Source organism: Sphaerospermopsis sp. LEGE 08334, assembly GCF_015207205.1.
GTDB lineage: Bacteria > Cyanobacteriota > Cyanobacteriia > Cyanobacteriales > Nostocaceae > Sphaerospermopsis.
The window spans coordinates 1-24,939 of the sequence record NZ_JADEXH010000016.1; the positions used below are offsets into that span (position 1 = coordinate 1).

At 37.4% G+C, this 24,939-nt stretch carries 24 protein-coding genes; 6 read left to right on the plus strand and 18 right to left on the minus strand.

Going from position 1 to position 24,939, the window contains the following annotated elements; translation table 11 throughout:
• The first annotated feature begins 286 nt into the window (after positions 1-286).
• Positions 287-538, plus strand: coding sequence for a hypothetical protein (locus IQ237_RS10820; RefSeq protein ID WP_194054957.1), 252 nt, complete (start codon positions 287-289; stop codon positions 536-538).
• A gap of 75 nt (positions 539-613) precedes the next feature.
• Here the strand turns inward: IQ237_RS10820 and IQ237_RS10825 are convergent, their stop codons facing one another.
• From IQ237_RS10825 to IQ237_RS10845, 5 genes are all read right to left on the minus strand, one after another.
• A complete protein-coding gene (locus IQ237_RS10825; protein ID WP_194054959.1) occupies positions 614-1,195 on the minus strand; it encodes a CPBP family intramembrane glutamic endopeptidase in 582 nt (193 codons plus the stop codon).
• Positions 1,196-1,337: 142 nt separating this feature from the next.
• On the minus strand, positions 1,338-2,375 hold the full coding sequence (locus IQ237_RS10830; protein ID WP_194054961.1) for a DUF3326 domain-containing protein: 1,038 nt from the start codon (positions 2,373-2,375) through the stop codon (positions 1,338-1,340).
• A 244-nt stretch (positions 2,376-2,619) separates the two neighbouring features.
• Positions 2,620-2,802: a hypothetical protein gene (locus IQ237_RS10835; protein WP_194054963.1), complete on the minus strand. Its 183-nt coding sequence runs from the start codon at positions 2,800-2,802 to the stop codon at positions 2,620-2,622.
• 120 nt (positions 2,803-2,922) lie between these two features.
• Positions 2,923-3,240: a 2Fe-2S iron-sulfur cluster-binding protein gene (locus tag IQ237_RS10840; RefSeq protein WP_194054965.1), complete on the minus strand. Its 318-nt coding sequence runs from the start codon at positions 3,238-3,240 to the stop codon at positions 2,923-2,925.
• A 109-nt stretch (positions 3,241-3,349) separates the two neighbouring features.
• Complete coding sequence (locus IQ237_RS10845) at positions 3,350-4,213, minus strand: hypothetical protein (protein WP_194054967.1); 864 nt, start codon at positions 4,211-4,213, stop codon at positions 3,350-3,352.
• Between the two features lie 39 nt (positions 4,214-4,252).
• Between IQ237_RS10845 and IQ237_RS10850 the strand changes: the two genes are divergently transcribed.
• Complete coding sequence (locus IQ237_RS10850) at positions 4,253-5,155, plus strand: metallophosphoesterase (protein WP_228020024.1); 903 nt, start codon at positions 4,253-4,255, stop codon at positions 5,153-5,155.
• Positions 5,156-5,372: 217 nt separating this feature from the next.
• Here IQ237_RS10850 and IQ237_RS10855 read toward each other — a convergent pair whose 3' ends face one another.
• The 3 genes from IQ237_RS10855 to IQ237_RS10865 all read right to left on the minus strand — a co-directional run bounded on the left by IQ237_RS10855 (position 5,373) and on the right by IQ237_RS10865 (position 6,881).
• Positions 5,373-5,591: a PIN domain-containing protein gene (locus tag IQ237_RS10855; RefSeq protein WP_220610696.1), complete on the minus strand. Its 219-nt coding sequence runs from the start codon at positions 5,589-5,591 to the stop codon at positions 5,373-5,375.
• Positions 5,591-5,866, minus strand: a complete 276-nt coding sequence (locus IQ237_RS10860; protein WP_194054969.1) for a hypothetical protein — start codon at positions 5,864-5,866, stop codon at positions 5,591-5,593. The genes IQ237_RS10855 and IQ237_RS10860 overlap by 1 nt, the downstream gene beginning before the upstream one ends.
• Positions 5,867-6,311: 445 nt before the next feature.
• Positions 6,312-6,881, minus strand: a complete 570-nt coding sequence (locus tag IQ237_RS10865) for a TM2 domain-containing protein (protein WP_228020028.1) — start codon at positions 6,879-6,881, stop codon at positions 6,312-6,314.
• Between the two features lie 217 nt (positions 6,882-7,098).
• Between IQ237_RS10865 and IQ237_RS10870 the strand changes: the two genes are divergently transcribed.
• Both IQ237_RS10870 and IQ237_RS10875 read left to right on the plus strand, forming a co-directional pair.
• The gene (locus tag IQ237_RS10870; protein ID WP_194054971.1) at positions 7,099-7,818 is read left to right on the plus strand and encodes an ATP-binding protein; all 720 of its coding nucleotides are present in this window, start codon (positions 7,099-7,101) and stop codon (positions 7,816-7,818) included.
• Between the two features lie 390 nt (positions 7,819-8,208).
• Positions 8,209-8,622, plus strand: coding sequence for a hypothetical protein (locus IQ237_RS10875; RefSeq protein ID WP_194054973.1), 414 nt, complete (start codon positions 8,209-8,211; stop codon positions 8,620-8,622).
• A 509-nt stretch (positions 8,623-9,131) separates the two neighbouring features.
• Here IQ237_RS10875 and IQ237_RS10880 read toward each other — a convergent pair.
• Positions 9,132-9,971: a prephenate/arogenate dehydrogenase gene (locus IQ237_RS10880; RefSeq protein ID WP_194054975.1), complete on the minus strand. Its 840-nt coding sequence runs from the start codon at positions 9,969-9,971 to the stop codon at positions 9,132-9,134.
• 84 nt (positions 9,972-10,055) lie between these two features.
• Here IQ237_RS10880 and IQ237_RS10885 point away from each other — a divergent pair, with 84 nt between their 5' ends.
• Both IQ237_RS10885 and IQ237_RS10890 read left to right on the plus strand, forming a co-directional pair.
• Positions 10,056-10,649 carry a DUF1517 domain-containing protein gene (locus IQ237_RS10885; protein ID WP_194054977.1) on the plus strand — a complete coding sequence of 198 codons (594 nt, stop codon included), beginning with the start codon at positions 10,056-10,058 and terminating at the stop codon, positions 10,647-10,649.
• Positions 10,650-10,821: 172 nt separating this feature from the next.
• Positions 10,822-11,706, plus strand: coding sequence for a hypothetical protein (locus IQ237_RS10890; protein WP_194054979.1), 885 nt, complete (start codon positions 10,822-10,824; stop codon positions 11,704-11,706).
• A gap of 82 nt (positions 11,707-11,788) precedes the next feature.
• Here IQ237_RS10890 and aroF read toward each other — a convergent pair whose 3' ends face one another.
• From aroF to IQ237_RS10935, 9 genes are all read right to left on the minus strand, one after another.
• Positions 11,789-12,847, minus strand: coding sequence for a 3-deoxy-7-phosphoheptulonate synthase (aroF, locus tag IQ237_RS10895; RefSeq protein ID WP_194054981.1), 1,059 nt, complete (start codon positions 12,845-12,847; stop codon positions 11,789-11,791).
• Between the two features lie 224 nt (positions 12,848-13,071).
• The gene (locus tag IQ237_RS10900; protein WP_194054983.1) at positions 13,072-13,542 is read right to left on the minus strand and encodes a PAM68 family protein; all 471 of its coding nucleotides are present in this window, start codon (positions 13,540-13,542) and stop codon (positions 13,072-13,074) included.
• Positions 13,543-13,555: 13 nt separating this feature from the next.
• A complete protein-coding gene (gene rpsO, locus IQ237_RS10905; RefSeq protein ID WP_096572226.1) occupies positions 13,556-13,825 on the minus strand; it encodes a 30S ribosomal protein S15 in 270 nt (89 codons plus the stop codon).
• 202 nt (positions 13,826-14,027) lie between these two features.
• Positions 14,028-14,831 carry an SDR family oxidoreductase gene (locus IQ237_RS10910; RefSeq protein WP_194054985.1) on the minus strand — a complete coding sequence of 268 codons (804 nt, stop codon included), beginning with the start codon at positions 14,829-14,831 and terminating at the stop codon, positions 14,028-14,030.
• Between the two features lie 78 nt (positions 14,832-14,909).
• A complete protein-coding gene (locus IQ237_RS10915; RefSeq protein ID WP_194054991.1) occupies positions 14,910-16,427 on the minus strand; it encodes a thioester reductase domain-containing protein in 1,518 nt (505 codons plus the stop codon).
• 2 nt (positions 16,428-16,429) lie between these two features.
• Positions 16,430-18,100, minus strand: coding sequence for a PfaD family polyunsaturated fatty acid/polyketide biosynthesis protein (locus IQ237_RS10920; RefSeq protein WP_194054992.1), 1,671 nt, complete (start codon positions 18,098-18,100; stop codon positions 16,430-16,432).
• A gap of 153 nt (positions 18,101-18,253) precedes the next feature.
• Complete coding sequence (locus IQ237_RS10925) at positions 18,254-21,574, minus strand: type I polyketide synthase (protein WP_194054993.1); 3,321 nt, start codon at positions 21,572-21,574, stop codon at positions 18,254-18,256.
• A 19-nt stretch (positions 21,575-21,593) separates the two neighbouring features.
• Positions 21,594-22,946, minus strand: coding sequence for a polyketide synthase (locus IQ237_RS10930; protein WP_194054994.1), 1,353 nt, complete (start codon positions 22,944-22,946; stop codon positions 21,594-21,596).
• 187 nt (positions 22,947-23,133) lie between these two features.
• Positions 23,134-24,864, minus strand: a complete 1,731-nt coding sequence (locus IQ237_RS10935; RefSeq protein ID WP_194054995.1) for an SDR family NAD(P)-dependent oxidoreductase — start codon at positions 24,862-24,864, stop codon at positions 23,134-23,136.
• Positions 24,865-24,939: the final 75 nt, after the last annotated feature.

Below are 24,939 nucleotides of genomic sequence, written 5' to 3' on the forward strand. Positions count from 1 at the left end.
TCTATTATTCCTGCTACTATCCCTAAATGGTCTATGTTCTGAATTTCTATTTCTTGAGGTTTTAATTTCACAACAGTTTCCTCTACTATTCTGTTGTTATCCATTATTTCTTATTTGGTTATCAATTCATTTTTTTCGTTTGTTTTTGTTACCAAGCTTCACTTTCTCACACCATCTCCCTTTTAATGCTACTCATTCTCATTAAGTCTCTTAATCTTTGAATTATCTTTAGTTATTATGTACTACTTTAATGGCTTTTTTACCTTGTGACAGTTGAGGGTGCGGAATGTGGGATCCAACCTACCTTCCGCACCCTCAACTGTCACACAACGAAAATTGGTCATTTGGAGATTTAGAATTGGCGATCGCCTACCAATATTCATTATCTTTGGTACAAAATACAACATTTGGTCGTAATGAAATTACGAAAAAACCGATTGTGACACCGGGGGGTGCGGAAGGTAGGATCCAACTCTTGAAACTCTCACCTGTCACCTGTCACCTAGCCTTCACAGATAACTTTTTCAGCAAACCCTAAATATTTTCTGTTTTCCCAGTCACCAGTCACCAGTCACTAGTCACCAATGACCAATCACCGATTACCAGTCCCCTGCTATAATTGCCGAATTTTCCACAGATAGCTAGATAGCCAATTTGTCAGGATATGAGCCATTATTGGTACTAACAAGTTTCCACTCAATAGGGCGCTATATGCCAAGATGATACCGATAATAGTTGCCCAAATTACATAAGGCCATTGTTCAGCACCACTGAGGTGTAAAACTCCAAAACAAAGACTGGAGACAATGACGGCTACATGATCTGCTCCTAAAGCTGGTAGCATGACACCGCGAAATAATAATTCTTCACTTAAACCTGGTAACAACCCCAGCCAGATCAAATCTGGTAAAGCTAAAGGTTTCAGTACCATTTCTAAGTAATAATCTGCGCTTTTGCGATAGGGAGGAGAGAAGCGATAAGCTAAACCACTAAAAACAGTGATGACTAAACCCAACCCCAAACCCAAAAATAAATCTTTGGGTTCCCAGTACAACCTAAATAGGGCAACGTTACCAAAGCGCAGCCACAATTTGGCGGCTATCCATAAAATAATCGCTGTTGCGCCCATAGCTACCAGGACTTGGGTGCGTGAGAGTTCAGGAATTTCTGGTTCTTGCTTTTGTTGTTCTACCACAGGCGTTTAAATAATGAGGACTGGACTGGGGACTGGGGACTGGGGATACTATTTTGGATTTTGGATTTTGGATTTTGGATTGTTTCTGTCAACTTCAATCTAAAATCTAAAATCTAAAATTATTCTGCCTTTTGCCTTTTCCTTATTCCCTAACTAATGAGTAAGGATTAATACCTGCTTTGTTGGCGACTAAGACACCGACTGCTTCTAAATATGAGTTTACCTTTATAGATTTTATTCCTAACGCTGGGGCAGGAACTTGTATTAAAGTTTTATTTTCTGTAACAGTTATTATTTGGCATTGTTTCTGGCTTAAACTTAGTAAGGTACTGCTACCACAGGCGTTTGCTGGTACTATAACGGCATCTACTTGATCTGCCCAAATGTCTGCTTGTAAAGAATTGATAAATTCTCTGTTGACGATAAACTGAGGGGCGCGACTTAAACCGACAAGGACGCATGGTAAAAAAGTATATCCTATTTCTTCGGCGGCGGAACGGGGTGATAAATGGGGATCGGGGGGTGCTGGTGCTAGGGCGGGTGCATGGGCGCAAGGTATTTTAAAGGTTCTCACTAATAAATGACTAATTACTGCTTCTGCTCCTGCTAGGGGGTCTACGCCTTTTCCATGACGGTAATTTTGCGTTGCTTGTTCATCTATGTTATCTGGAAAACGGGCTACTACTGCGATCGCTTCTGCTTTTTCTTTTTTAATCAATTTTTCTGCTGCTCGCAATAAACTGTCTGGGTTGCCTATTGTTCCCCAACTTGCACCGGATGAAGATATGCGTAATTCTACGTTTAACGGGGCATCTGTAATTACATGATTCGTAAGATTTAATCCTAGTGTGGCTCTGGCTGCGTCTGCGGTTTGCAGGTGTCGCAGCATTAATTCTGGTTCTATTCCTTGGTCTAAAAGTAAACCGACTCGGTTACTATGCACGGGTCTTAAACCCCATTCCCCAGCGGCAAATTTATCTAAACCATATCCTTCTACATAGAAGGCGTTGGGAATATTCCAGTATAAACTTGCACCGTTGAGGACATTGGGATGGGTAATCAGGCGATCGCATACCTGTGATATAACTCTAGCTACTGGTAGTGCGTCACCAGCATAACCACCAATGGCCGCGCCTATCCCGGTAGGTATAATTAAAATTGCTGTATATGGGCGTTGCATGATGGTATTATGAATTTTGTTTCGCGCAAAGAGGCAAAGGCGCAAAGGCGCAAAGTTGCTAATTTTGAATTTTTAATTTCTTGTAAGTATTCAGATGTAGCACCTGTAGATATCCAGATCCCCGACTTCTGCGATCAATTCACAGTTTATTGACACGATCATAAAAGAAGTCGGGGATATTATCACTCTATTCCTGAATGCTGACAATTTTTTTCATGCTCATTCAGCAACGCTTTAATCTTTATTATTCAGGGTTTGCTGTGGTGACAACTGCTTCTACTGTGGCTTTTTCCTGTTCTTCATCCACGGAAGTAACCGCCCAGCGCAGGGGTTCACCTTGTTTTTTTAATTCCGCTTCAATAACTTTTTGTAATTCTGTGGGTGTTTCTTGCAGGTCTATTTCGGCAGTAATAAAATGAGTGGTCATGATGGTAAAATATAGGGTTTTGGTTATTTATAGAATACAGCTATTTTTGGGTAATTGGTGATTGGTGATTGGTAAACATTTATTACTTATCCTATCACCCATCACCCATTAACCAGTTGACTAACTTTTACCAAATTGCTTTTGATAAACTACTTCTTCTTTGTCTGTTTCGATCTTTAAATCAGAAAGAGGTTTAGCTACACAAAGTAAAGCATAACCTTCTTTTTGCAATTCTGGACTTACACCCATTCCCTCAGATTGATCTACGCTTCCTTCTGTGATCAAAGCAGCACAAGTTGTACAAACTCCAGCATGACAGGAAGCTGGTAACTCTAAACCTGCTGTTTCTGCAACAGCTAAGACGGTTTCATTTTCAGGAACTTGCAATTTATAAATTGTGCCTTGGTGGTTAATTTCGACGGCGTAAGTTTTGGTCATATTTAAAAGTAGAGTCTTTCAACTGATAAATTACTTATTTTATCTCATAAGATGCAAATTTCACAATGGTTACTTTTAACTACAAATTTTGCTATTTATGAATCCTGATTCATGAATGTTTACTAAAGATTATCATTTCACTGCCTACAACTGGACTACGTGCAATTAATTTATTTTCAGCATCAACAAGTTGTAAATGTGTAAAATCTAGTTCTTGAGAGCGTTTTAATATATCCGCTGCTAATTGTTGCTGTTGTGATGGTTCTAAGGTGTACCAGTTATCACTAATTGTTATGGTTAAGTCGCTGGTGCGAAAATTAGCTTGGATTGATTTTATCAGATTAATAGCAATATTTTCATCTTCTTTGGTTTGTACGGTGATAACGGTAATTTCCGCAAGTTGCTGTTCTATTGCTGCTATTAAAGCTTGTTCTGGTGTTAATTGTACTGGTTCTGGTTCTGGTTCGGGTGTGGGTGTGGTTTCTGGGATAGGTTCGGGTGTAGGTTCTGGTGTAGGTTCGGGGGTAGGTTCTGGGATAGGTTCGGGTGTGGGTTCTGATGTGGTAACTTCTGCAACTAGAGGAATATCTGGGGGAATGGTTGCTACTTGAGTAGGTTTAGGAGTCAAAAAAGTTGCTGTAACCCCGACTATCACCACTGCACAAATGGCGAAAATTGCGGTTAGAGTGGAATCTGATACATTATTAGCAACTTTTGATGGCAAAAACAAGCGGAATGTTTGTAAAAATTTATCCCATGTTAATAAAACCCGTGCTAAAAGATTAGGTTTTTTTTCAGTTGTTGGAGGTGCTTCTGTTTCTAGTTTGACTACTGTATTTTCTAAAATTCCTATTGTTCCTCGGAGAAATTGAATTATTGCTATTTTCCAAATAGGTTGATTTTTTGGATCAGGTTGTGAAGCAGGTGGAGTGTTTTGTGGTTTTCTGGGTTTGCGTTTTCTATCTTGTGACATATAATTGATATTGACTTGTTGATTTATTGATTTATAAATATGAAACGTCGGAAATTTTTGGTTTTAGGTGGTTTGAGTGGGTTGGTTTCGGGTTTGTTTGCTGGTAAGTTTGTGGATAAAAATATTAAAAATCCTGTTTTAGAAACTGCTATAGCTGCAAATTCTCAACCAAAAGATTTATTATTGAGGTTTGTGTCGGTTGCGGATACGGGAACGGGTGCTAAAGGACAGTATACTGTTGCTAGGGCGATGAATTTTTATCATCAAAAAAATCCTTATGATTTAGTTATTTTAGCTGGTGATAATATTTATAACAATGGGGAAATTGAGAAAATAGGGGTAGTTTTTGAACGTCCTTATCAACCTTTGTTGAAAAAAGGTGTGAAATTTTATGCTTGTTTAGGTAATCACGATATTAGAACTGATAATGGTTTTGCACAGGTAAATTATCCTGGTTTCAATATGAAAGGAAGGTACTATACATTTATCAGGGATAATGTACAGTTTTTTGGTTTAGATACTAACGGGAATGCTGATTGGAAAAATCAACTAATTTGGTTAGAGAAAGAATTGAGTTTGAGTAAAGCTACTTGGAAGATTGTATTTGGACATCATCCGATTTATGCTTCTGGTGTTTATGGGAGTAATCCTAATTTTATCAAAGTGTTTACTCCTTTATTTCAAAAGTATGGGGTGCAGCTTTATATTAATGGTCATGAACATCATTATGAACGCACTCGGTCTATTAATGGTACAACTTATTTAATTTGTGGTGCGGGTGCGGGAAATCGTCCTGTGGGTCGTTCTGAGTGGACTGAATATTCTACAAGTAATTTAAGTTTTGCTGCTTATGATGTGTATGCAGATAAAATTGAGGTGAGTGGTATTGGTACTAATAATCGTGTTTTTGATAAAGGTTTGATTAGGGTTAAAGGTGTTTGATAATAATTGTTTGAATGAGGATTTTCAGGATGTGATTTTGTCTGAATCAGGATATCCAGGATTTTAGGATTAACAGGATGTAATTTTGTTAGAATCAGGATGTCCAGGATTTAAGGATTAACAAGATCAGAACGCAGATAAACGCAGATTCTCTGAATCAGGATATCCAGGATTTTAGGATTTTCAGGATGTTTGATTTGAGGAAATGTTATAAGTATTAACCAGCAATTAAGTTATCAATATCTTTTACCAGTAATTTTTCAACTAATTCCTCTAACATTTGTGGAGAAATTACTAAGTTAAATCTACCTTCTCGCCAGTATATGATAATTTTACAAGGCGCACTATTGGGGTTTTTACTCAGTAAAGCAGAGACAAAAACTGATGTATCTAAAATTACTAAAGGTATTGGTGAATCAAATTTTTGAAAAGACATTATAATAAATCCGATTCATTTAATTTTGCCGATATTTTTCCACTGGCGACATAAAATTTTTGCCAAACTTCCTCTTCGCAATCGTTGGATAAAGCTAACACTTCGCTGATGGTTTCTGCAATAATTTCTTTAGCTTGTTGTTTATAATTTACTGGTGGTTTTTCTTGATTATTTAATCCCAGTTGTTGAATTAACTGCTGTAATAACCATTGTTTATCTTCAATGGAGTAATTTTGTAATATTTGTTCAATTTCAATAATCTTAGGTGATGGCATAAGATTTTTATCAGGAAAGTTTAGTTAGTTTTATTATAGCAAATGGTTGGGTAAAACGGAATTGAGATCATTAATATTGACTAATATCCTACAACTAAAGGATAAGTAAATTGCTCAATTATGGGTTATAGCGTGTTCCTGTAGGTTTGTAAATTTGATTATTGATTTTATCAATTTGTCTGAATCAGGATGTCCAAGATTTAAGGATTTTCAGGATCAGAACGCAGATAAACGCAGATTGTCTGAATCAGGATGTCCAGGATTTAAGGATTTTCAGGATGTTTAATTGATTAATTACTACTAAATTCTGATAGTCTGTTTTAACAGACTTTCGCTATGAGACTGGGAATTAATTCCCAGTCGGTGATTTTGTCTGAATCAGGATATCCAGGATTTAAGAATTTACTGTTGTGGGTTACGCCCTCACTAACCCACCCTACTATACTTATAGTAATCTGTAAATTATTGCTCCTGTGGATTTATCGTTGGTAATTTCCATGAGTCCATCAGTACAAATATTTTCTAAAATTGAGCGCACTTCTGAAGTAGGTTGACCAAGTTCAATCACTGCATCAGTGAGTGATATGCTACCACCTTTACTTTGAGCTAACTTTAAAAGGGTGACAACATCATTTTTAGCTGAAGGTGCAGGTTTGATTTGTCCTTGGGGAAACTGTTGTTGTGGTAGTTGAATATTAGAAGGTTGATAACCTGATTCTGGTATTTGTCCGGTGACTTGTCCACCAAGGTTAACTACAACAGTTTGCGTGTTTGATTGATTATTGTTTTGATTACCACCACGTAAGGCCAGATATTTCAAGTTTTTTTCATCCACCATTCCCGGAATAATTAACAAATCTGCAAATTGGCCAAATCCAAGTAATCCCCATGTAAAAAGATAAATCAAGCCTGATAGTGGTTTCCCACAGTAAAAACGATGAATTCCTGCGAATCCAATGAAACACAGTGACCACAATAAATAAGCAGTACCTTTGTTAATCATTATTAATACCATTAGTTTATTTGCTCATACTTAATATTATATTTATCTCTTTTGTATATGTGGTATCATATAGTGAGTAATTTGACGGTGTAATATAATAGCAAATAGTGTGCTATAGTGTTTCTGCCTATTAAAATTGTTAAAAATATTTACTTTTAGTGCTAATAAGTGGTTTTTAGTGTCTAGACTAAGTAAAATTTAAAAAATTACTCAATTCACATAATGATATATGAACATCAAAGAATTATCAAAATGGGCTGATGATCAAGTTTTTTATCAAACGGGAAACCGTCTTAGTTCATTGCAAAAGTCTATATTAGAAGGTGTTTTACAATCTCAAGATTTTTGTGAAATTAAAGATAATAATGGATATAGTTATGATCATATAAAAAGAGAAGGTGCAAAATTATGGAAACTTCTATCTGAGATTTTTCAAGAAGATATTAAACAAAGTAATGTTCGTTCTATTTTAGAGAATCAAGCTACATCTACTATTTACAATTATGGTAATATCTGTAAAGAAAACTCCCAATATTTAGAAGATATACAAAATCAATCATCTTATTCTCAAAACCAAACTCCCAGAATTGACTTAACAAAAGCACCAGAATTAAACTATAAATATGGACGCACTTCAGAAATTGCTACTCTCAAACAATGGATATTAGAAAATCACACTAGATTAATCACAATCTACGGATTAAGTGGAATTGGTAAAACCGCATTAACCCTGAAATTAATCTCAGAAATTACCACACAATTTGATTATATTATTTATCGCAGTCTTGATAATCTTCCTAAACTGATAACTCTTAAAAATGAACTTCAACAATTCCTTTCTCAATCACAAAACCCATTACCTGAAATCCCAGGGGAAACGCATCTTATCAATAAGGGCGATTCAATCTCAATAACGACCAAAATATTCGCATTAACGACCACTTATTGACAATATTTTAGTCCATCACCATGATCCTGAAAAAATCAATCAAACGATAAATAGGGATTTATTGGTCTATACATTAAAACGGTATTTTGTCAATAAGATTTAGATGCGTTTCCCCTGCCTGAAATCCTGGATTATTTTAAATCATATCGTTGTTTAGTCATCATTGATGACCTAGAAAATATTTTTCAACTTGGTAACTTCGCAGGTCAATATTTAACAGAATACAAAGATCATAGTAAATTTTTCCAACAAATCGCAACTTCATCTCATCAAAGTTGTGTCATTTTAATCAGTTGGGAAAAACCCGCAGATATCGAAACTTTAGAAAGTGAAAACCAACATACAAAAACATTACATCTGCAAGGTTTAGGAGAAGATGCTAAAGCAATATTGAAAGAAAAAGATTTAAAAGATGATGATAAATGGGATGAACTAATCAAACTTTATCAAGGTCATCCTTGTTGGTTAAATATTATCACATTAGCTATTAAAGAATTATTTAATGGTCAAGTTTCCCAATTTTTAATAGATGAAGATGAGGTATTTTTAGGAGATATAGAAGCACTGTTAGAAAATCATTTAGAACGTTTATCAGATTTAGAAAAGCAGGTAATTAACTGGTTCGCAATGCTGGATGAACCCATAGATATTTCTCAAAAACTTGCTGAGTTAGAATTATCCAATGCTAGATTTTTGAAAGTTTTACAGTCTTTAAATCGTCGGTGTTTGGTGGAAAAAGTGTTAATAGAAGAGAAAGTAAAATTTCAGGTAAATTCTTTAGTCAGGATATATCTCAATAATTAATATTATGGTTGATTGAAAAGATTTTATTATCTGAATCAGGATGTCCAGGATTAAAGGATTAACATGATTTTTATTGGAAAGTTAACATATATGAATTTATATTCTATTGATTATCATATTTCTATAATCAATTTTTACCTTTTCTCTACCATCCATAAATAACCAACAGATAATAAATAAACAACATCCTATAAATCCTCAAATCCTGGACATCCTGATTCAGACAAACACAAATTTTACCACCTACAAAAAATCATCCTAAAACATCCTGAAAATCATCAAATCCTGGACATCCTGATTCTGACAAACACAAATTTCACCACCTACAAAAAATCATCAAACAACATCCTGAAAATCATCAAATCCTGGACATCCTGATTCTGACAAAATTTAAATTATCTCAACAAGCAACAAAATTACATAAATTTGATATTTATAAAACCCGTCAAGTAATCAGGAATTAGTAGGGGTTTAGTAATGCTAAACCCGTACATAATTCAGGATATTATCTATTCCACAAATTTAGGACGATTTTGTTGATTTAACTTGAGCTTTTGCTCTAAAACTTCCCAGTTTTCCTCTTCAATCAGATTAATAAATGTGTCGAGGTTTTGACGATATTGATGTAGTGAATTTATTAATGCTTGACGATTATATTGCGCCATCATCACCCCTAATTCTGGATTTCCTGCACCAACGCGGCTGGTATCTCGAAATCCTGAACTAGCAAGGTTTTGAGCTAATTGCAAAATTTCTGGATCGGTTTCACCCAAACAAGCAGCCATCAAAGAGGCGCTAACCATTACAGGTAAATGGGAAATCCAACTCACAGCCCGGTCGTGTTTTTCTGGTTGACAATGGTAGATAATAGAACCGAGCGATCGCACAATTTCCTCTAAAACAGTAATGGCAGTAGTTGGCGTTGTCTCTATTGGTGTGAGTACATAAGGCCGATTCACAAATAAATTGCGCTGTGCGGCCTCTATACCCACATCAGTGTTTCCCGCCATAGGATGACCGCCAATAAAATTATTCCATAGAGGAGAAATTGCATTGACTATAGGTGCTTTTACCGAACCTACATCAGTCACAATAGTAGTCTCAGGCAAATGAGCAACCAACTGTTCAACTTGAGGCACAATCAGTCCTATAGGAGTACAAATAAACACAACTTCAGCACTAGCTAACAAACTCAAATCAATTGATGCTTGATCGACACTGCCAATATCAACAGCTTTTTGACAGGTTGATTCACGACGGCTAACTCCTAAAACATAATGTCCTTGAGAACGTAAATCAAAACCTAATGAACCCCCTATCAGTCCCAGTCCTAAAATACCAATTTTCATTTTTGCCTTTAACAACTAAACTTTGAAATATTATCTGTATTTCTGACTCCTGCTATAACTAAGAAAATTATATGGAGAAGAAAAATGAGCAATTTTTTTAATAAAATGATGGGTAGAACTCGCTATGTAGTTTGTCGTCTATTTGTGCATTTAGCAGGCAGTGAAGTAGCACCAATTTTAGGAGTTTTAAACCGCGCCGCCAGAGAAGCAATTGACGCTGAGGGCGATTTAGAAGTTCTGGGCGAGGAATTAGTAGAAATTTGTGAAACTTTGCTCAGATATGATGAATATTGGCTTTCATCAGCTAATGAAGGAGATGTTTTTTGGAATGAAGGAGAAGCGGGAGATTATGTCAATGAATTATTTACCGACTGCGCCCAAAGATACGGCGCTGAATTTGATTTAGGTTCTTCCTCTAGTTACGATCAACCTTTATCTATTCCTGTCACCCGCAACATTGTGATTATGCTAACAGTGGCATTTGAAGGAGAAGTACCAGAATTAGAAACAGACCTTTCCAACATTGCAGCCTTACAAGAAGGGTTAAAAGCATTAATCAACTTACAGCAAAAACGTAAATTCCGCGCTATCCAAGTGCATTTTTCACCAGCCCAACTAGGAGACGAACTCACAAACGATCAATTGTTGCAGTATTTTCCAGAATTGATCCCATTGTAACTTGTTGTTAGTCTTTAGTTATCACACCTAACATCGGCAATGAGTAAGTATTCAGGAGTCAGGAGTCAGCCAGGGGTTTTAAAATTATAGGTTGAAGCTGATAGCTGATAGCTGATTACTGATAGCTTAATGCTTACTGCAATGATAACTAACACATAAGGACAATTATCTAATGATCAGGACTATAATGCGTAAACTAACAATTTTTTGTTTAGCACTAAGTTTGTGCTTGACAAGTGTCGCCTGTGGGGGAGGAAACCAAACTACCTCTTCTCCTCAAAGTGGTAGCCAAAGTACCAGCCAAAGTGCAACCCCCACCAAATTGAATGATGGACAGTATCAAGTACAACAAGCCACTTATAATGATGCCAATGGGGAGTATACCCTGTTCTTACTGGGTAGTCAGCCGCCAACCTTTGCTACAGAAAAATTACAAATGGCAAGGCTGACAGAGGAAGAAATCAAAGAGGGCAAAAAAAGTTACTTGAAGGTAGAAAATGGCGAACCAGCTTTATACCTGACAGAAGACTTTAAAATTGAGTACGTTCACAACGTCACCGAAACCAAAACCAATCCCCAAACCGGACAACAAGAAACCGTAATTGTACGTAGAGAATCTAACTTCTGGACACCTTTTGCAGGGGCTGTAGCTGGTAACTTAGCAGGTCAAGCTATTGGTAGTCTGTTATTTAGACCTCAATATTATGTACCTCCCGTTTATCAGCCCGGTGGAATTATGACCGGTTATGGTGGATATGGTTCTAGCTATGATGCAGCAGTTTCCAGCTATCGTTCACGGTATAATGAACCACCCGCATCTGTAAGAAATCGTACAGCTTTCCGCACTACAGGTTCAATTAGATCCTCTGGTGGATCTACTTCTACAACGAACCGTACAAATACCAGCGGTCGGGCTACTGGTTCAGGTTTTGGTAGCAGTAACCTTCGTCCTTCTGGTAATTCCAGTTCTACTCGCCGTAATTCTGGTAGTAGTTTTGGTAGTGGCAGCCGTTCTTCAGGCCGTCGTTCTTCTGGTTTTGGTAGCAGAAGAAGATAATTTATAGGAGGCAGGGAGCAGGGAGCAGGGAGCAGGGGGAAGTTAATAACCCAATGCCCAATTCCCTGTCACCTGTCACCTATTAAACTGTTGCCAATGCAGGTTGTGGCCAACGACCGACGGCTTTACCAATAACTGCTAATTCTGACATGAGTTGATCAAACCTGTCTGGGGTTAAAGATTGGGGTCCGTCAGATAAAGCTTTTGCTGGGTTGGGGTGAACTTCTATCATTAAAGAATCTGTACCAGCGGCGATCGCTGCCATTGCCATTGCAGGTACAAACTCAGACCAACCTACACCATGACTAGGATCAATCATAATCGGCAGGTGAGTGAGTTTTCTTAATACCGGCACAACGGACAAATCTAAAGTATTGCGCGTATACTGACGATCAAAAGTTCTAATTCCCCGTTCACACAAAATCACATTCGGATTACCAGCAGCTAAAATGTACTCAGCGGCCATTAACCAATCTTCAATAGTCGCCGCCATCCCCCGTTTTAACAAAACTGGTTTAGATTGCGCCCCCACTTGTTTTAAGAGAGAGAAATTTTGCATATTTCTCGCCCCTACCTGAATCACATCGGCAACTTCGGCGATTTTTTCCAAATCTCCAGCGTCCATCACTTCAGTAATGATTCCCAGTCCACTGACTTCCCGCGCTTTTGCTAACAACTCCAAAGCACTTTCACCATGACCTTGAAAAGCATAAGGTGAAGTTCGGGGTTTGTATGCACCACCACGGAGGAACTTAGCACCAGCAGCCTTAACCCGCTGTGCAGTTTCCACAATCATGGTTTCATTTTCCACCGAACATGGTCCAGCAACCACAACTAAAGGATGATGTTCACCAAAAATTACAGGACCATCGGGAGTATTTACCACCACCTCAGAAGCTTCACCGTGGCGAAATTGACGACTAGCACGTTTATAGGGTACTTCCACCCTTAATACTTGTTCGATCCATTGACTGAGTTCTTGAATTTGCAGGGGATCTAAATCCGCCGTTTCACCTACTAAACCTATTACTACCTTATGTTTACCAATGATTTTTTCTGGTGTTAAACCCCAGTCAGCTAATTCTTGAGTTAAACGATCTATTTCTGACTGTGGGGAGCCGACTTTCATTACAACAATCATTTTAAAATCCCTGTATTTTTGAGTAAACTTTGAGTCAAATATTTACCGAGTCAGGAATGTTGATTTAATTTTTGGCTACTGGAATTACTAAATAATTAAGCGAGAAGATATATAAAAAATGTAGCGCCAGGTACTTTGTCTGCATATTGTGTATAAATCAGATCAGATTCATTTCCTAATTTACTCAATATTGCAGTTATCTCAAGATACCTGAGCGCCGTTGATCAGACGTTCTTTTTGCGTGTTTCTCGCCAACCTTCGACCATTCTGCCCCAATTGGTACTAAATTCACCAAAACCTAGTAAAGTACCAGGTCTTTCTACATCCCAAGAAGCGGAAAGAACACCGTAGGTTATGCCTAAAACTCCTAACCCAAATAATCCCATATTCACCAATAATACTGCGATGGGAGGTAATTGGACATGAGCGTAACTGACCAACAAATAGCTGACCACCAGAGTAGTAATACCTAAAGCCGTAGGTATCCCACAAAATGCAGCGACTCTGCGGATCATCCGCTGGCTGACCACTTCAGGAATCGCCATTTCCTCTTTCGTGTAAGGTGGTTGCTGTGGCGGCTTTTGATTAGATTCCTGTGTTTTTACTATCGGTTGAGTTTTAGTTTTTACAGGTTTTTGACGCTTTTTATTTGGCTCAAAAGGTAAATTACTGCGTTCTGATCCTTCAGCAGACATAAGCTATAAGTTCCTAACCACGAATGCCCAGGCGAGAAATCAAAGCCTGATACTTTTCCCGGTCGTTTTTGAGAACATAAGCTAAAAGACGCTTGCGCTGTCCGATCATCTTTAATAGTCCTCGGCGGGAGGAGTGATCTTTTTTGTTAGCTTGCAGGTGTTGGCTGAGGCGGTTAATACGATCAGTCAACATAGCGATTTGGACATCCGCCGATCCGGTATCGGTTTCGTGTACTTGGAAGCCAGAGAGAATTTCTTGTTTGCGCTGTTGCGTAAGAGCCATGATTGATTAAACTTCGATTTTTGCTAAATGTATGCAGCAGTCTCTTATAATATCACAGCAATCAAAGTCTGTGGTAATTTTAGGTGATTGGTGACTGGTTATTGGTGATAGGGTTATTTACCTCCCCATCTTCCCCCTGTTCCCTACCCATGACTTTTGTTCTGTTTTGCGTAAGTCCTGAAGTATTTAATCGAACTCAATATTAGTTATTTTCTTGCATACTTCTAACAATTTTTGTCACCAGCTTTCGAGGGAAAAATCTGACACTTTTCGCCAGAATTTGATTTAAAAGTCCGGGAATAACTATAGTTTGACCGCGCATTAAGGCATCATATCCCATCAAAGCCACAGTTTCAGCATCCATCATTTTTTGACCTTTCAACAATTTAGAATCTGCCATTCCTGTGCGTTCATGAAATGCAGATACAGTTGAACCTGGACACAAAACAGTTACTGTTACACCTGTACCTTCTAACTCATTAGCAATAGCTTCTGAAAAGGATAAAACATAAGCTTTAGTGGCAAAATAAACCGCCATTAAAGGACCAGGTTGAAAAGCAGCAGCAGAGGCAACATTTAATATTTTACCTTTACCTCGCTTAACCATATCTTTGAGAAATAACTTAGTTAAATGAGTCAAACAAACTAAATTTACCTGCAACATTTCTAATTCATGATTCAAGCTGGTTTCATTGAATAAACCATAAGTACCAAATCCAGCATTATTTACAAGTACATCAACTTTAATATCTGTTTGTTGCAATTCTGTAAAAATTTCTTTGGGAGAGGAAGCTATAGATAAATCTTTAACAATAGTCTTGACGAGAATATTAAATTTATTTTTGAAATCCACAGAAATTTCTAAAAGCTTTTTTTCGTTTCTATCTACTAATACTAGATTGTAATTTTCAGAGGCAAATATACAGGCTAATTGGTAGCCAATTCCACTTGCTGCTCCAGTAATCAGAGCAGTTTCTTTACATTGTAATTGACCTTTAATGTTCATATTATAAACTGATATTGTTCACATAAAATTATGAGATTTTTAGGTGGGATATACCCACCTTAACCACCTTGCAATTAATTATCCAAGAGTGAGGAAACCTGTTTGCATTAAATAGGAAGTGTAAGTGATTAATAATTGTGAGTCAATTTGCGGACAAACAACAGAACTTCCTTTCAATGCTTCTATGGTTTTTTCACAGCTAATAATTGGTCTTCTTGCTTGCAAATACAAATCAGGAATGGTGATTTGTTCATCAGACCAACGCTCTAATAAAAATGGTTTCAGGGTGTATAATGGATTCTCTTGATCAGTGACATTATTGATTAATTCATTTTGCCATTGTTCGTAGGAAATCATTTCTAATTTAAAGCCAAAGGTGCGTATCCATTCCACCAATGATTTTAAAGAAGCGGGTTGGGGATGTTGCAAATGGAAAGCTTGTCCAAGGGATTTTTCCTGTCTAGATAAGTAAACCACTGCTTTACTTACATAGTCTACAGGGGACATATCCAACATATAATCTACATCAGGAAAATACCCCATTTGTAGACAACCTTTAATCATTAAATTGATAAAATCATGGGTGTTACAAATCCCAGTTTGACTATCTCCAGCAATTAAAGGTGGTCTGTAGATTGTAATCGGCAATCCTCTGTCACCAGCAATTTTAACTAACTTTTCAGCTACCCATTTTGTTTGGGAATAACCTAAGAAAATACCTTGCCAATCATCAAATCTATCTTGTTCTTTAACCACCTTACCAGCGTAAGCGGTAGATTCAAAAACAGCAACGCTAGAAACGTAATGTACAGGTTTAACTTTGGTTTTACAAGCTAACCTTAAAACTTCCTGAGTTCCTAATACATTAGCTGCTTTTAATGCTGAGTATGGATAAACATAATTCAGCAACGCCCCACTATGATAAATGGTGTCAATATTAGCAGCTAAATTTTCAAATTGTTCTGCACCAATACCTAAAAGTGGTAATGATAAATCACCAACAATTGGGATCAGTCTTTCACTATATTTATCATCCCAAATTGCATACTGTTGGAGATTTTTGATTAACTTACTCTTAGCTTCAGCAACATCAGCACCACGTACCAAACAATAAATAGTTGCTGGGGTTTCTGCTAAAAGTTCCTTAATAATAAACGCCCCTAAATAACCAGTCCCCCCTGTTAAAAAGATGTTTTTAGGATTGGTAATATCAACGGTATTCTTACCCACTGGTTGAATAGTGGGATCTAGTATCACTTCCGCACCTAAATCTAAAAATGGTACAGGAATATTGACATTATTAACAGTACCATTAGCTGAATTTTCTAACTGGGAATTTGCGGGATTTTCTTCCGATAAACGTTGAGAAAGTGCCGCAATAGTGGGATAATGCCACAATAAAACCGGAGAGGGTTTAAAACCTAGTAAATTTTCTAATTTACTAATAATAATCATAGCTTGGGCAGAATCCAAACCATAATTTTCTAGATGTTCTTGAACGTCAATTTCTTCTGGTGTTGTTCCTAGCACTTCCGCTAAGTTAGACACCATAAAATCTTGAATTTGAACAGCACTATAAGTAGTTGTTAAACTCATTTTTACATCTCCAATTTAGAGTTAAGAGGTTGATATTGACTGTAAAAACTGGGAAGTTGCAAACCTTGAAATTTTAGGTTTTGAATACGATATAAAAAGGCAGTTCCTAACATAATGTGATTAGCAACATCAACAACGTGACGGTTTTGAGGTGCTGCTAAATAAGAACCTTTTACCCAGTCGTTAAAACTGCCCATTGCAGGACCGCACCAAATTTGATAATCAACTTCTCGACCTTTTTCACCACTACTAGACCAGCGAGAAGATAAACCTAAATACCAACGGAAAATTAAAGCCATTTTTAACTTAGGATTGTTCACAGCTTTACCTAATTTTTCAGGGTTTTTCTGTGATAAATAGGCGGCTGTACCTTCCCAAACTTCGGCGATAGTTTTACGGAAGATTTGTTTTTCTAACTTCTCTCTTTCTGCTTGGGGAATTTCTTCAATTGAGTTGTATGCGCGGTATAATTCATATAGTTTTTGCGCCCGCATGGGAAACATTGTTCCCCGTTTTAAGACTTGTAATTTGACTCCCATTTCAAACATATCGGCGGCTGGTGCCATCATCATATCTGCCATTTCTGCTTGTGCTAATAACTTTTTGGTGTATTCACAAGCTCCTGATTCGATGCAAGATTGATTGATAGAACCAGTGACGATATAAGCCGCACCCATCATAAATGCTGCTAGGGCGGATTCTGGTGTACCAATACCTCCTGCTACTCCCACTCTAATGGGTTTTTCGTAATTATATTTAGCTTGAATTTCGTCCCGTAAACTAATAATTGAAGGCAACAAACATACGAGGGGACGATTATCTGTATGACCGCCAGAATCAGCTTCTACGGTAATATCATCAGCCATTGAAACTTTGCTGGCTAAATTTGCTTGCAGTTCGGTAATTAATCCTTGGGCAAGTAATTCTTTAACCATTTTTTCTGGGGGTGGCTGCATAAATTTGGTAGCAACTTCACGCCGAGAAATTTTAGCAATGACTTTATTTTTGATTTCAATTTGATGATTAGAATTTAAACTTAATCCAGCAATGCGATAATAAACAATGTTAGGAGTTAAGTCTAAAAATGCCGATGCTTCGACGGTGGTAACGCCATATTTTAAGTATAATTCTACAGCGCGGCGTTCTATTGCTGGTTCGTTGGGACTGTGAATTAAATTGAAAGCATAAGGTCCATTGGGTAGGGAAGTTTGGATGTTTTTAATGGCTGTTTCTAGGCGTTCTGGAGGTAAACCACCTGCACCAAATGAACCTAAAAGTTGTTGTTTTCCTAGTGCAATAACCATTTCTTCAGATGCTATTCCCCCAGCCATTGCTCCAGTCATGTAGGCATATTTTACATTATAGGTGGAGAGGAAAGAGCGATCGCCAAATTGTTGCAGTTCTAATGCTGGTAATGATATTAATAGTTCTGCTTGTTCGGATGCACCATTGTTAGCAGGTGTTAAATATCCGTCGTTGGTTACGCCGATGTTACCTGCTATTTTGACTATATGACAGGGTTTTTCTAGGGTGAGAAGTTTTTGTTTGATGGCGTTTTGTTCAAAGGCAATATAATCTAATGAACCTCTCCAAATTTGGGTTTGATGTTGGGAAATGTGGGAGAAGGTAAGTCCGTTGTTGGGTTTGTTGAGTACCGTATTAAATGTTGTCACGGTAGTTTTTTCCTCAAGTTCTCAAGGTTTGTAGCTATGTTTATGGTTTATAAACCGCAAAGTTCGCAAAGTTCGCAAAGGTAAGAAGGGAAAAGATGTAAAGGGTTTTTTGTGGTTCTATTTCTTTGCGTTCTTTGTGGTTCGTTTTATTGATTATTTTTCCTGTTGCAGTAAGTTTTGAGCGCAAGCTAATTGTAGTTTGATGATTTCGCTCATTTGTTGGCTGAAGTCTTTTCTAGCTTCTAAAAAGCTGGTGTGTGCTTTTGTTAATTTGGAGTTGTTGTTGGTCAGTTTTTGATACTGCGCTATTTTTAAATCGTTCATGTGAATTTTACGAAGTAGTTTTTTAGGTTTGGGTTTTTGAGTGCTGGTTAGTTCAGAAGATTTTAATTCTTCTTGGGGTTGTAAACGGTTATCTATGAGCGTTTTTACTTCCGGTTTTTCTGGTTGTGGGTAAATGTCTTGGGGTTGAATTTGATAGGATGGTTTGAGAGAGTTAATAATTTTATACTCTCGGTAATTAGTGTGTGATTCTGGATTTTGCTGTGTATCTTTTTGGAACAGTTGGCGGTTTTCTGGTTTCAATATTTCGGCTGTGATGGAGTTACCGCCAAGGGTTACTTTTCTCCAGGTTGCTTTGTTTTGTTTGTTGGTAGCAAGACTCAGGTTATACAGGGGAGAAATATCTAATTTGACTCCATGACTGAGCAGTTTTGCTAATGCTTTGATTATTGATGTATGATCATCTATGCCCCGACGATTTAAGGATACGGTCATGTGTTCTTGGTTGCCCAAAATTTTATCTATCCACCGTGAACAAATACCACCAGCACCAGCTTCAATAAATACTTTTGCACCGTCTTGGTAAACACGATTTACTAAGCGAGGAAAGTCTAATTCCTGACATAATCCTTTGGCAATATTATGGGCAATTACTTCACTTTCTAAAGTAATTGGTTGATATTCAGCCGCAGAATAATAGGTAACTCCGGTAATTTTTTGCGCTGGTAAGTTGTTGAGACGGAATAGTTCTGGGTATTCTGACTGCATCGCTGGAGCGTGAATAACGTGATCAAAGGGTGCAGGAAAAGCGTTACATCCTAGTTTTTTGATCACTCGTTCGCACGCTGCTGGTTCACCGGCAATTAATACCTCTTCTGGTGTATTAATTTGGGTGAGGTAGACACGGTTTTCACCTTTTAAAACTTCTCTAACTTGGGCAGGAGTGGACATTAAAACGTAGTTACTCCACAAATTATTATCATGATTTGCAGAATTTTTTGGTAGTCCCCAATACTCTCTGACTGCATTTTTTTGTCCTGATAATCTATCCCCAAATAATGATGATGAATTGAAGGTGTTACTTCCTTGATAAAAGTTACTCCAAACTCCTTGGGCAACCATCATACTGGTTTCACCTAAGCTGTAACCAAAGATATATTTGGGTTTAATTTGGAAGTCTTCACTAATAATTGTGGTGATGAATCTGGTAAAGAGCATTTCTGCTTCAAACATTGCCAGTGAATCATCTAACAATTTCTTTTCTAGTGTTTCTAATTCTCTGGTAGTTGGTTTCTTTAAACTCCTGGGAAATACTAATTTTTCAACATCGGCTGCCCGTTTGTACAAACTTTTAACAATTACGTCGTCAAAGGCTTTAGGAAATAGTCGGAATAATGTCCGTCCAATACCGACATAAGTGTTAACAGCCGCAGGATAAACAAAAGCAATTTCGCCATTTTTTCCTAATGGTTTGGGTGTAAAATAACTGCCTATTGGTGTTACCCAATCTTTACCATTTATAAAGGCATTGGTTACACCTTTTTTAGCAGAATTGATTTCTTTAAGTAGTTCTTTTTGGTTGCGTCCGGTGATGGATAAGGTATAATTGGCGTTAGTTTGTTGTTGAAAATTGATAAATGTTTGACTGGCTGCGGTTTTCAAACATTCAGCATTGGTAATGGTTTTTTCTAGGTTATTTAACGCAGTTAATAAGCTAGTTTCATCATTTCCATTGATGGGGAAAAGATGATAGGGACGTGATTCTAAATATCTGCTATTACGTTCTTCTTGTTGGGTTTCTTCTGATAAAATAACGTGAGCAAATGAACCGTCACAACCGATACTATTAATAGCAGAAATTCTACATTTGACCTCTTTTTGTAAAAACCAAGGTCGAGACTCGGTAGCAACATAAAAGGGGCTTCCTTCCCATACTTGCGGTGTTTTTACACCTGACCAGTTAAGGGTTGCTGGTATATATTTATAGTACAGGCTGAGGGCAGTTTTGATTAAACTGGCCATACCGGAAGCGACAAAAGTATGACCAATGTTAGCTTTGACGCTACCAATGGCGCAGTGTAAACCATCTCCCACCGAGGGATAAGCCTGTAACATTCCTTGAATTTCAGCTTCATCCTCTTGGGGTATGCCACTACCGCAGACTTCTAAGTAGTTGACCTCTTGGGGTTGAATGTCGGCTTGTTTAAATGCTTGTTTGCAGACTTGTTCAATGGTATCTGCATCTATAGCCATTGAATGAGATTGACTAATACTTAAACCATCAATTACTGCATAGATGCGTTGATTATTTTGCAAAGCTGTATCATGTCGTTGCAAAACTACCGCACCTGCACCTTCTCCCACATTCCAACCGTCTGCATTTTGATCAAAACTGAGGGTATTTATGCCTGTATTTAGCTTACCAAATTGATTTTTGAGTAAGACATTTTCTACTCCTCCTGCTAAGTCAACAGCACCTACAACTACTGCTTCAACTTCGTTAGTTGCTAATAGCATTTCTGCTAATTCTAAAGCTTTAAATGTGGCAGTTTCTACCGCGCTAATAGTGAAGGATGGACCAGAGAAATTCCACAAAGAAGAAACTCGACTGGCCATAATATTGCCGACATAACTGAGATATTCGCCAATATCAACTTGATGGTGAAGACTATCTTTAACTATGTTTTCTAATTGGGTGATTTTTTCTGGTAGTAAGGCAATTTCCGCAGCATTCAAACCATCTTTTAATTGCCAAGCAGAATTCCACCTTTGTTGTAGTTGGTGTACAGATAATTCTGTATCGGCGGCGATAATGACAGCGACATTACTATTAGGTTGAATGTTACCATCTTTGAGGGCGCGATCGCACACTTTTAATAATAAAGTTTGCTGGGGGTTGAGTTTTTCAACTTCGTTGGGTGGAATTTTGTAAGCTAAAGTGTCAATTTCAAAATCTTTAATGTATGCACCATTGGGCGCTGTTCCTGTTTCTAAACCGTAACCTTGCAGTAACTTTTCTTGTTCATTAATTCCATGCCATCTTTTTTCAGGCAAAGGAATAAAATGTTGTTTTCCGTCATAAATACTGCTTTCAAAAGCATCTAAACCATCACATTCACCAAAGAAGGCATCCATGCCGACAATTGCCATTTTTGCAGCCATTTTTGCGTTCATTCTTTCTTGATTATTCATTATCTGACTTTCCCCCTACTCAAGAATTATGTTCAAGAATTAAATGAGAGTTATTTCCACCAAATCCAAATGCGCTCAAAGCTACGCGCTTAGTTTCTTTACTCGGCCAAGGTGTGGCTGTTCTGACAATGTTTTGATGCGATACAACATTATTTTCAGAACCCATCGGTTCACTGACATTAATAGTTGCTGGGATAAGGTTATGAGACATTCCTAAAATCGTTTTTGTTATCCCCACCATGCCAGCAGCAACGAGTAAATGACCGACATTATTTTTAGTTGAACCTACTAATGGCTTGGCATTTTGTTCACCAAAAAAGCCTTCAATAGAGTTAGATTCGGTGGTATCTCCTAAGAGAGTGCCGGTAGCGTGACACTCTAAATAATCTATTTCTTGGGGGTTAAGTTTTGCTTCGTCATAAGCTCTTTGATAGGCAGTCATTTGCCCTTGAGCATTAGGACTTAAAAGATGTTTACCCTTGCCATCATTAGATAAACCATTACCGCAGATTGTTGCTAGAATTTTGTCCCCATCTCTGACAGCATCACTATATCTTTTGAGCATTACCATCCCTATTCCTTCGGAGGTAATTAAACCCCGTGATGACTTATCAAGAGGGCGACTAATGCCATTTTCTGGATATCCTTGAATACCGGAAAATAACATTCTTAAAAACAACGGATCTGAACAACTAATAGCACCAGCTAACATTAAATCTGCTTTACCTGATTGCAGATAATGGGATGCTAATTTAATGGCATAAAATGATGATGAACAGGCTGCATCTATACAGAAATGAGTTCCAGAAAGATTGAAAGCACGGGAAATTATGGCAGCAGGTAAACCCGAAACCATCGCATTATAGGGTGATGCTTTGGCTGCGGTTAATGTACCACCTAAACGGAAATCTTTTTCCTGTAAAAGTTCACTAATTGCCGGTTCTATTGTTTGCTGATAAATAGGGGCAAACAATTGATTTGATGCTTTAGTTGGTAAAGCAAGAGTACCTAAAATTACGCCACATTCAGAAAGTGCAGATTGATTTCCCCAATAGCCACTGTTAATAATTGCTTGTTTGGCTGCATACAGTGACCATTTAAAAGTATTGTCCAGACTTTGGACAAATTCCCCAGGTAAATTATATTCCTTGGGGTTAAAGTCAAAGTTACGGATAAATCCACCTTTTAAAAAGTAGAATTTTTCCGGTTTGCCTTTGGTTGTATCGTAGAATATGCTAGGATCTAAACCTAATTCGGTTACGCTAATATCAGAAGTTGAGTCTTTTTCTGCGCTGAGATTCTGCCAAAATTGCTCAGGATTGTTTGCGTCTGGAAAGAGGCAGGATAATCCGATAATGGCTATTTTTTCCACTGTTGAAATCCTCGTTGGGGTAGAAGGGAATTAAAAATTAAAAATTAAAAATTAAAAATTAAAAATTAATTCCCCAATAGTTTTTTAGGATTTACGCGATTCCCCCAAACGTGGTATTTCAGTTATTAGTCATTAGTCATTAGTCATTAGTTAATTTCCCAATCACCAATCACCAATCACCAATCACCTACTTCTTACTTAACATTTTCATCGGCCAAATAACTGCTTTTGCTCCTAAAATTTGGGAATAGATTTTCCCTTCTCGACTATGAAGAATAAAGTTAGCGGTTACACCTGTATCTGTTTTATTTTCCACTTCACAGGAAACATAAAATGGTGAGTTACAAGGAACAGCTAAAAATTGTTCTGAATAGGTTAATTGTCCTGGTAAACATACTTCTTGATGAAAGTGATTTAACCAAATCCAAAGTGATTGAGTGCTGATGTCAGTCGTATAAGGATTATGGGTTTTTACAGGGAATTGTCCCTGTGCCTGGGCAGAGATTTCTTGCCAACAACATTCAACAGTTATTTTATCAGGGTTAACATTTAATACCCTGGTAATTTCCTGGAATGCTGGTCCATGAAATAAGGATGAATCGCCATTTTGATAAAATCCTTTACCTATGGTGGTAATGATGTTATCTTCTGTTAAATTCAATCCTTGATAAATTGGTGCTTCTGGAACTTTCCCCACTACTTTGATGATAGCAGAGAAGTGAAAATGGGTTTTACCCTGAGCATTTTTACTCAATATTTTGGTTTGAAATTCAATAAATTCACCATCAGCTTTGGAAAGTTCTTGAATTTCTAAAATGAATTCATCTGCGAGGGTAGAATTAAAAGATATGCCTTTTAAAACTTTAAATTCTTTGCAGTTTAAATACCTATATCCGGGATAAATTTCTTCACAAGCATGAATCATCCAAGACATAGCACAGGTAGCTGGTAACACTTGCACCCCAGCAATGGTATGATCATATAAAAAGGGATTTTCTGCTAAGGTCATCCGTCTGCGGAGACGATAACTTTTTAGTTCACTTTCTAGGGGTGTGGGTGGTAAATTCATGGGACTACCAATCACCACCTGGGATTGATTTTGAAAAGCGGGATGTAGTTCATTAACTAACATTTGTGTACCGATTTCTACGGGAATAATATCAATTCCCCGTTCAGCAAATGCTTTTTTTAATTGTGGTGTCACCATCCCACTATCCCAACCACCCCAGTTAATTGCGACTACATGAGTTTGGGGATAATGTTTTTTAAATTGGTGTGCTGATTTATTGAGAATTTCATTAGCTATAGCATAATCACTTTGACCAATATTCCCATAAAAACCAGTCACAGAAGAAAACAAAACTAAATGCTGTAATTGCTCAGGGTGAATACAATTAAGTAAATTTTGTAAACCTTGAACTTTGGCAGTATAAACCTTTTCAAAATCCTCAGATGTTTTCTTTTCAATTAACTTATCTGCTAAATTTCCAGCACCGTGAATAATACCTGTAATTTGCCCAAACTTTTGAGCAACAGTATTGAGTTTTTCTTGTAATGCTACTGTATCGGTGACATCAACACTGATATATTCAGCCTTTCCCCCAGTTGCTTCAATTGCTGCTAATGTCTTTTTAATTTCTCTGCTGGAAGTAATTTGATTAAATATTTTTTGTACCATCATGGGTGTGGGTTTCTCACCTTGAGAAAGCAAATTTTCCATGATGCGTTTTTTCAAAGCTGGTTCTTCTAAACAATTACGCGCATAATCTGGTTCTTCTGTAATTTTTGAACGACCTAAAAGAATGAATTTACATGGCTGATTTTGGGCTAATTTAATTGTGCATTGTGCAGTGATTCCCTTTGCTCCACCACTGACAACAAATACAGATGATGGGCTAACTTGAAGTGTTGCTGTCATAATTCCTCGGTAATGAGATAAAAATTAAAAAATTAAAGTAAGGAGTCAGGAGTCAGGAGTCAGAATATTTAATAG

What these genes read in the sequence shown, in the direction of transcription:
- IQ237_RS10830 (WP_194054961.1), bottom strand. Translation starts at nt 2,375, where the DNA reads ATGCAACGCCCATATACAGCAATTTTAATTATACCTACCGGGATAGGC.
- IQ237_RS10900 (WP_194054983.1), bottom strand. Translation starts at nt 13,542, where the DNA reads ATGTCTGCTGAAGGATCAGAACGCAGTAATTTACCTTTTGAGCCAAAT.
- IQ237_RS10880 (WP_194054975.1), bottom strand. Translation starts at nt 9,971, where the DNA reads ATGAAAATTGGTATTTTAGGACTGGGACTGATAGGGGGTTCATTAGGT.
- IQ237_RS10835 (WP_194054963.1), bottom strand. Translation starts at nt 2,802, where the DNA reads ATGACCACTCATTTTATTACTGCCGAAATAGACCTGCAAGAAACACCC.
- IQ237_RS10935 (WP_194054995.1), bottom strand. Translation starts at nt 24,864, where the DNA reads ATGACAGCAACACTTCAAGTTAGCCCATCATCTGTATTTGTTGTCAGT.
- IQ237_RS10845 (WP_194054967.1), bottom strand. Translation starts at nt 4,213, where the DNA reads ATGTCACAAGATAGAAAACGCAAACCCAGAAAACCACAAAACACTCCA.
- IQ237_RS10850 (WP_228020024.1), top strand. Translation starts at nt 4,253, where the DNA reads ATGAAACGTCGGAAATTTTTGGTTTTAGGTGGTTTGAGTGGGTTGGTT.
- IQ237_RS10865 (WP_228020028.1), bottom strand. Translation starts at nt 6,881, where the DNA reads ATGGTATTAATAATGATTAACAAAGGTACTGCTTATTTATTGTGGTCA.
- IQ237_RS10860 (WP_194054969.1), bottom strand. Translation starts at nt 5,866, where the DNA reads ATGCCATCACCTAAGATTATTGAAATTGAACAAATATTACAAAATTAC.
- rpsO (WP_096572226.1), bottom strand. Translation starts at nt 13,825, where the DNA reads ATGGCTCTTACGCAACAGCGCAAACAAGAAATTCTCTCTGGCTTCCAA.
- IQ237_RS10910 (WP_194054985.1), bottom strand. Translation starts at nt 14,831, where the DNA reads ATGAACATTAAAGGTCAATTACAATGTAAAGAAACTGCTCTGATTACT.
- IQ237_RS10885 (WP_194054977.1), top strand. Translation starts at nt 10,056, where the DNA reads ATGAGCAATTTTTTTAATAAAATGATGGGTAGAACTCGCTATGTAGTT.
- IQ237_RS10925 (WP_194054993.1), bottom strand. Translation starts at nt 21,574, where the DNA reads ATGAATAATCAAGAAAGAATGAACGCAAAAATGGCTGCAAAAATGGCA.
- IQ237_RS10915 (WP_194054991.1), bottom strand. Translation starts at nt 16,427, where the DNA reads ATGAGTTTAACAACTACTTATAGTGCTGTTCAAATTCAAGATTTTATG.
- IQ237_RS10870 (WP_194054971.1), top strand. Translation starts at nt 7,099, where the DNA reads ATGAACATCAAAGAATTATCAAAATGGGCTGATGATCAAGTTTTTTAT.
- IQ237_RS10890 (WP_194054979.1), top strand. Translation starts at nt 10,822, where the DNA reads ATGATCAGGACTATAATGCGTAAACTAACAATTTTTTGTTTAGCACTA.
- IQ237_RS10840 (WP_194054965.1), bottom strand. Translation starts at nt 3,240, where the DNA reads ATGACCAAAACTTACGCCGTCGAAATTAACCACCAAGGCACAATTTAT.
- IQ237_RS10820 (WP_194054957.1), top strand. Translation starts at nt 287, where the DNA reads ATGTGGGATCCAACCTACCTTCCGCACCCTCAACTGTCACACAACGAA.
- IQ237_RS10855 (WP_220610696.1), bottom strand. Translation starts at nt 5,591, where the DNA reads ATGTCTTTTCAAAAATTTGATTCACCAATACCTTTAGTAATTTTAGAT.
- aroF (WP_194054981.1), bottom strand. Translation starts at nt 12,847, where the DNA reads ATGATTGTTGTAATGAAAGTCGGCTCCCCACAGTCAGAAATAGATCGT.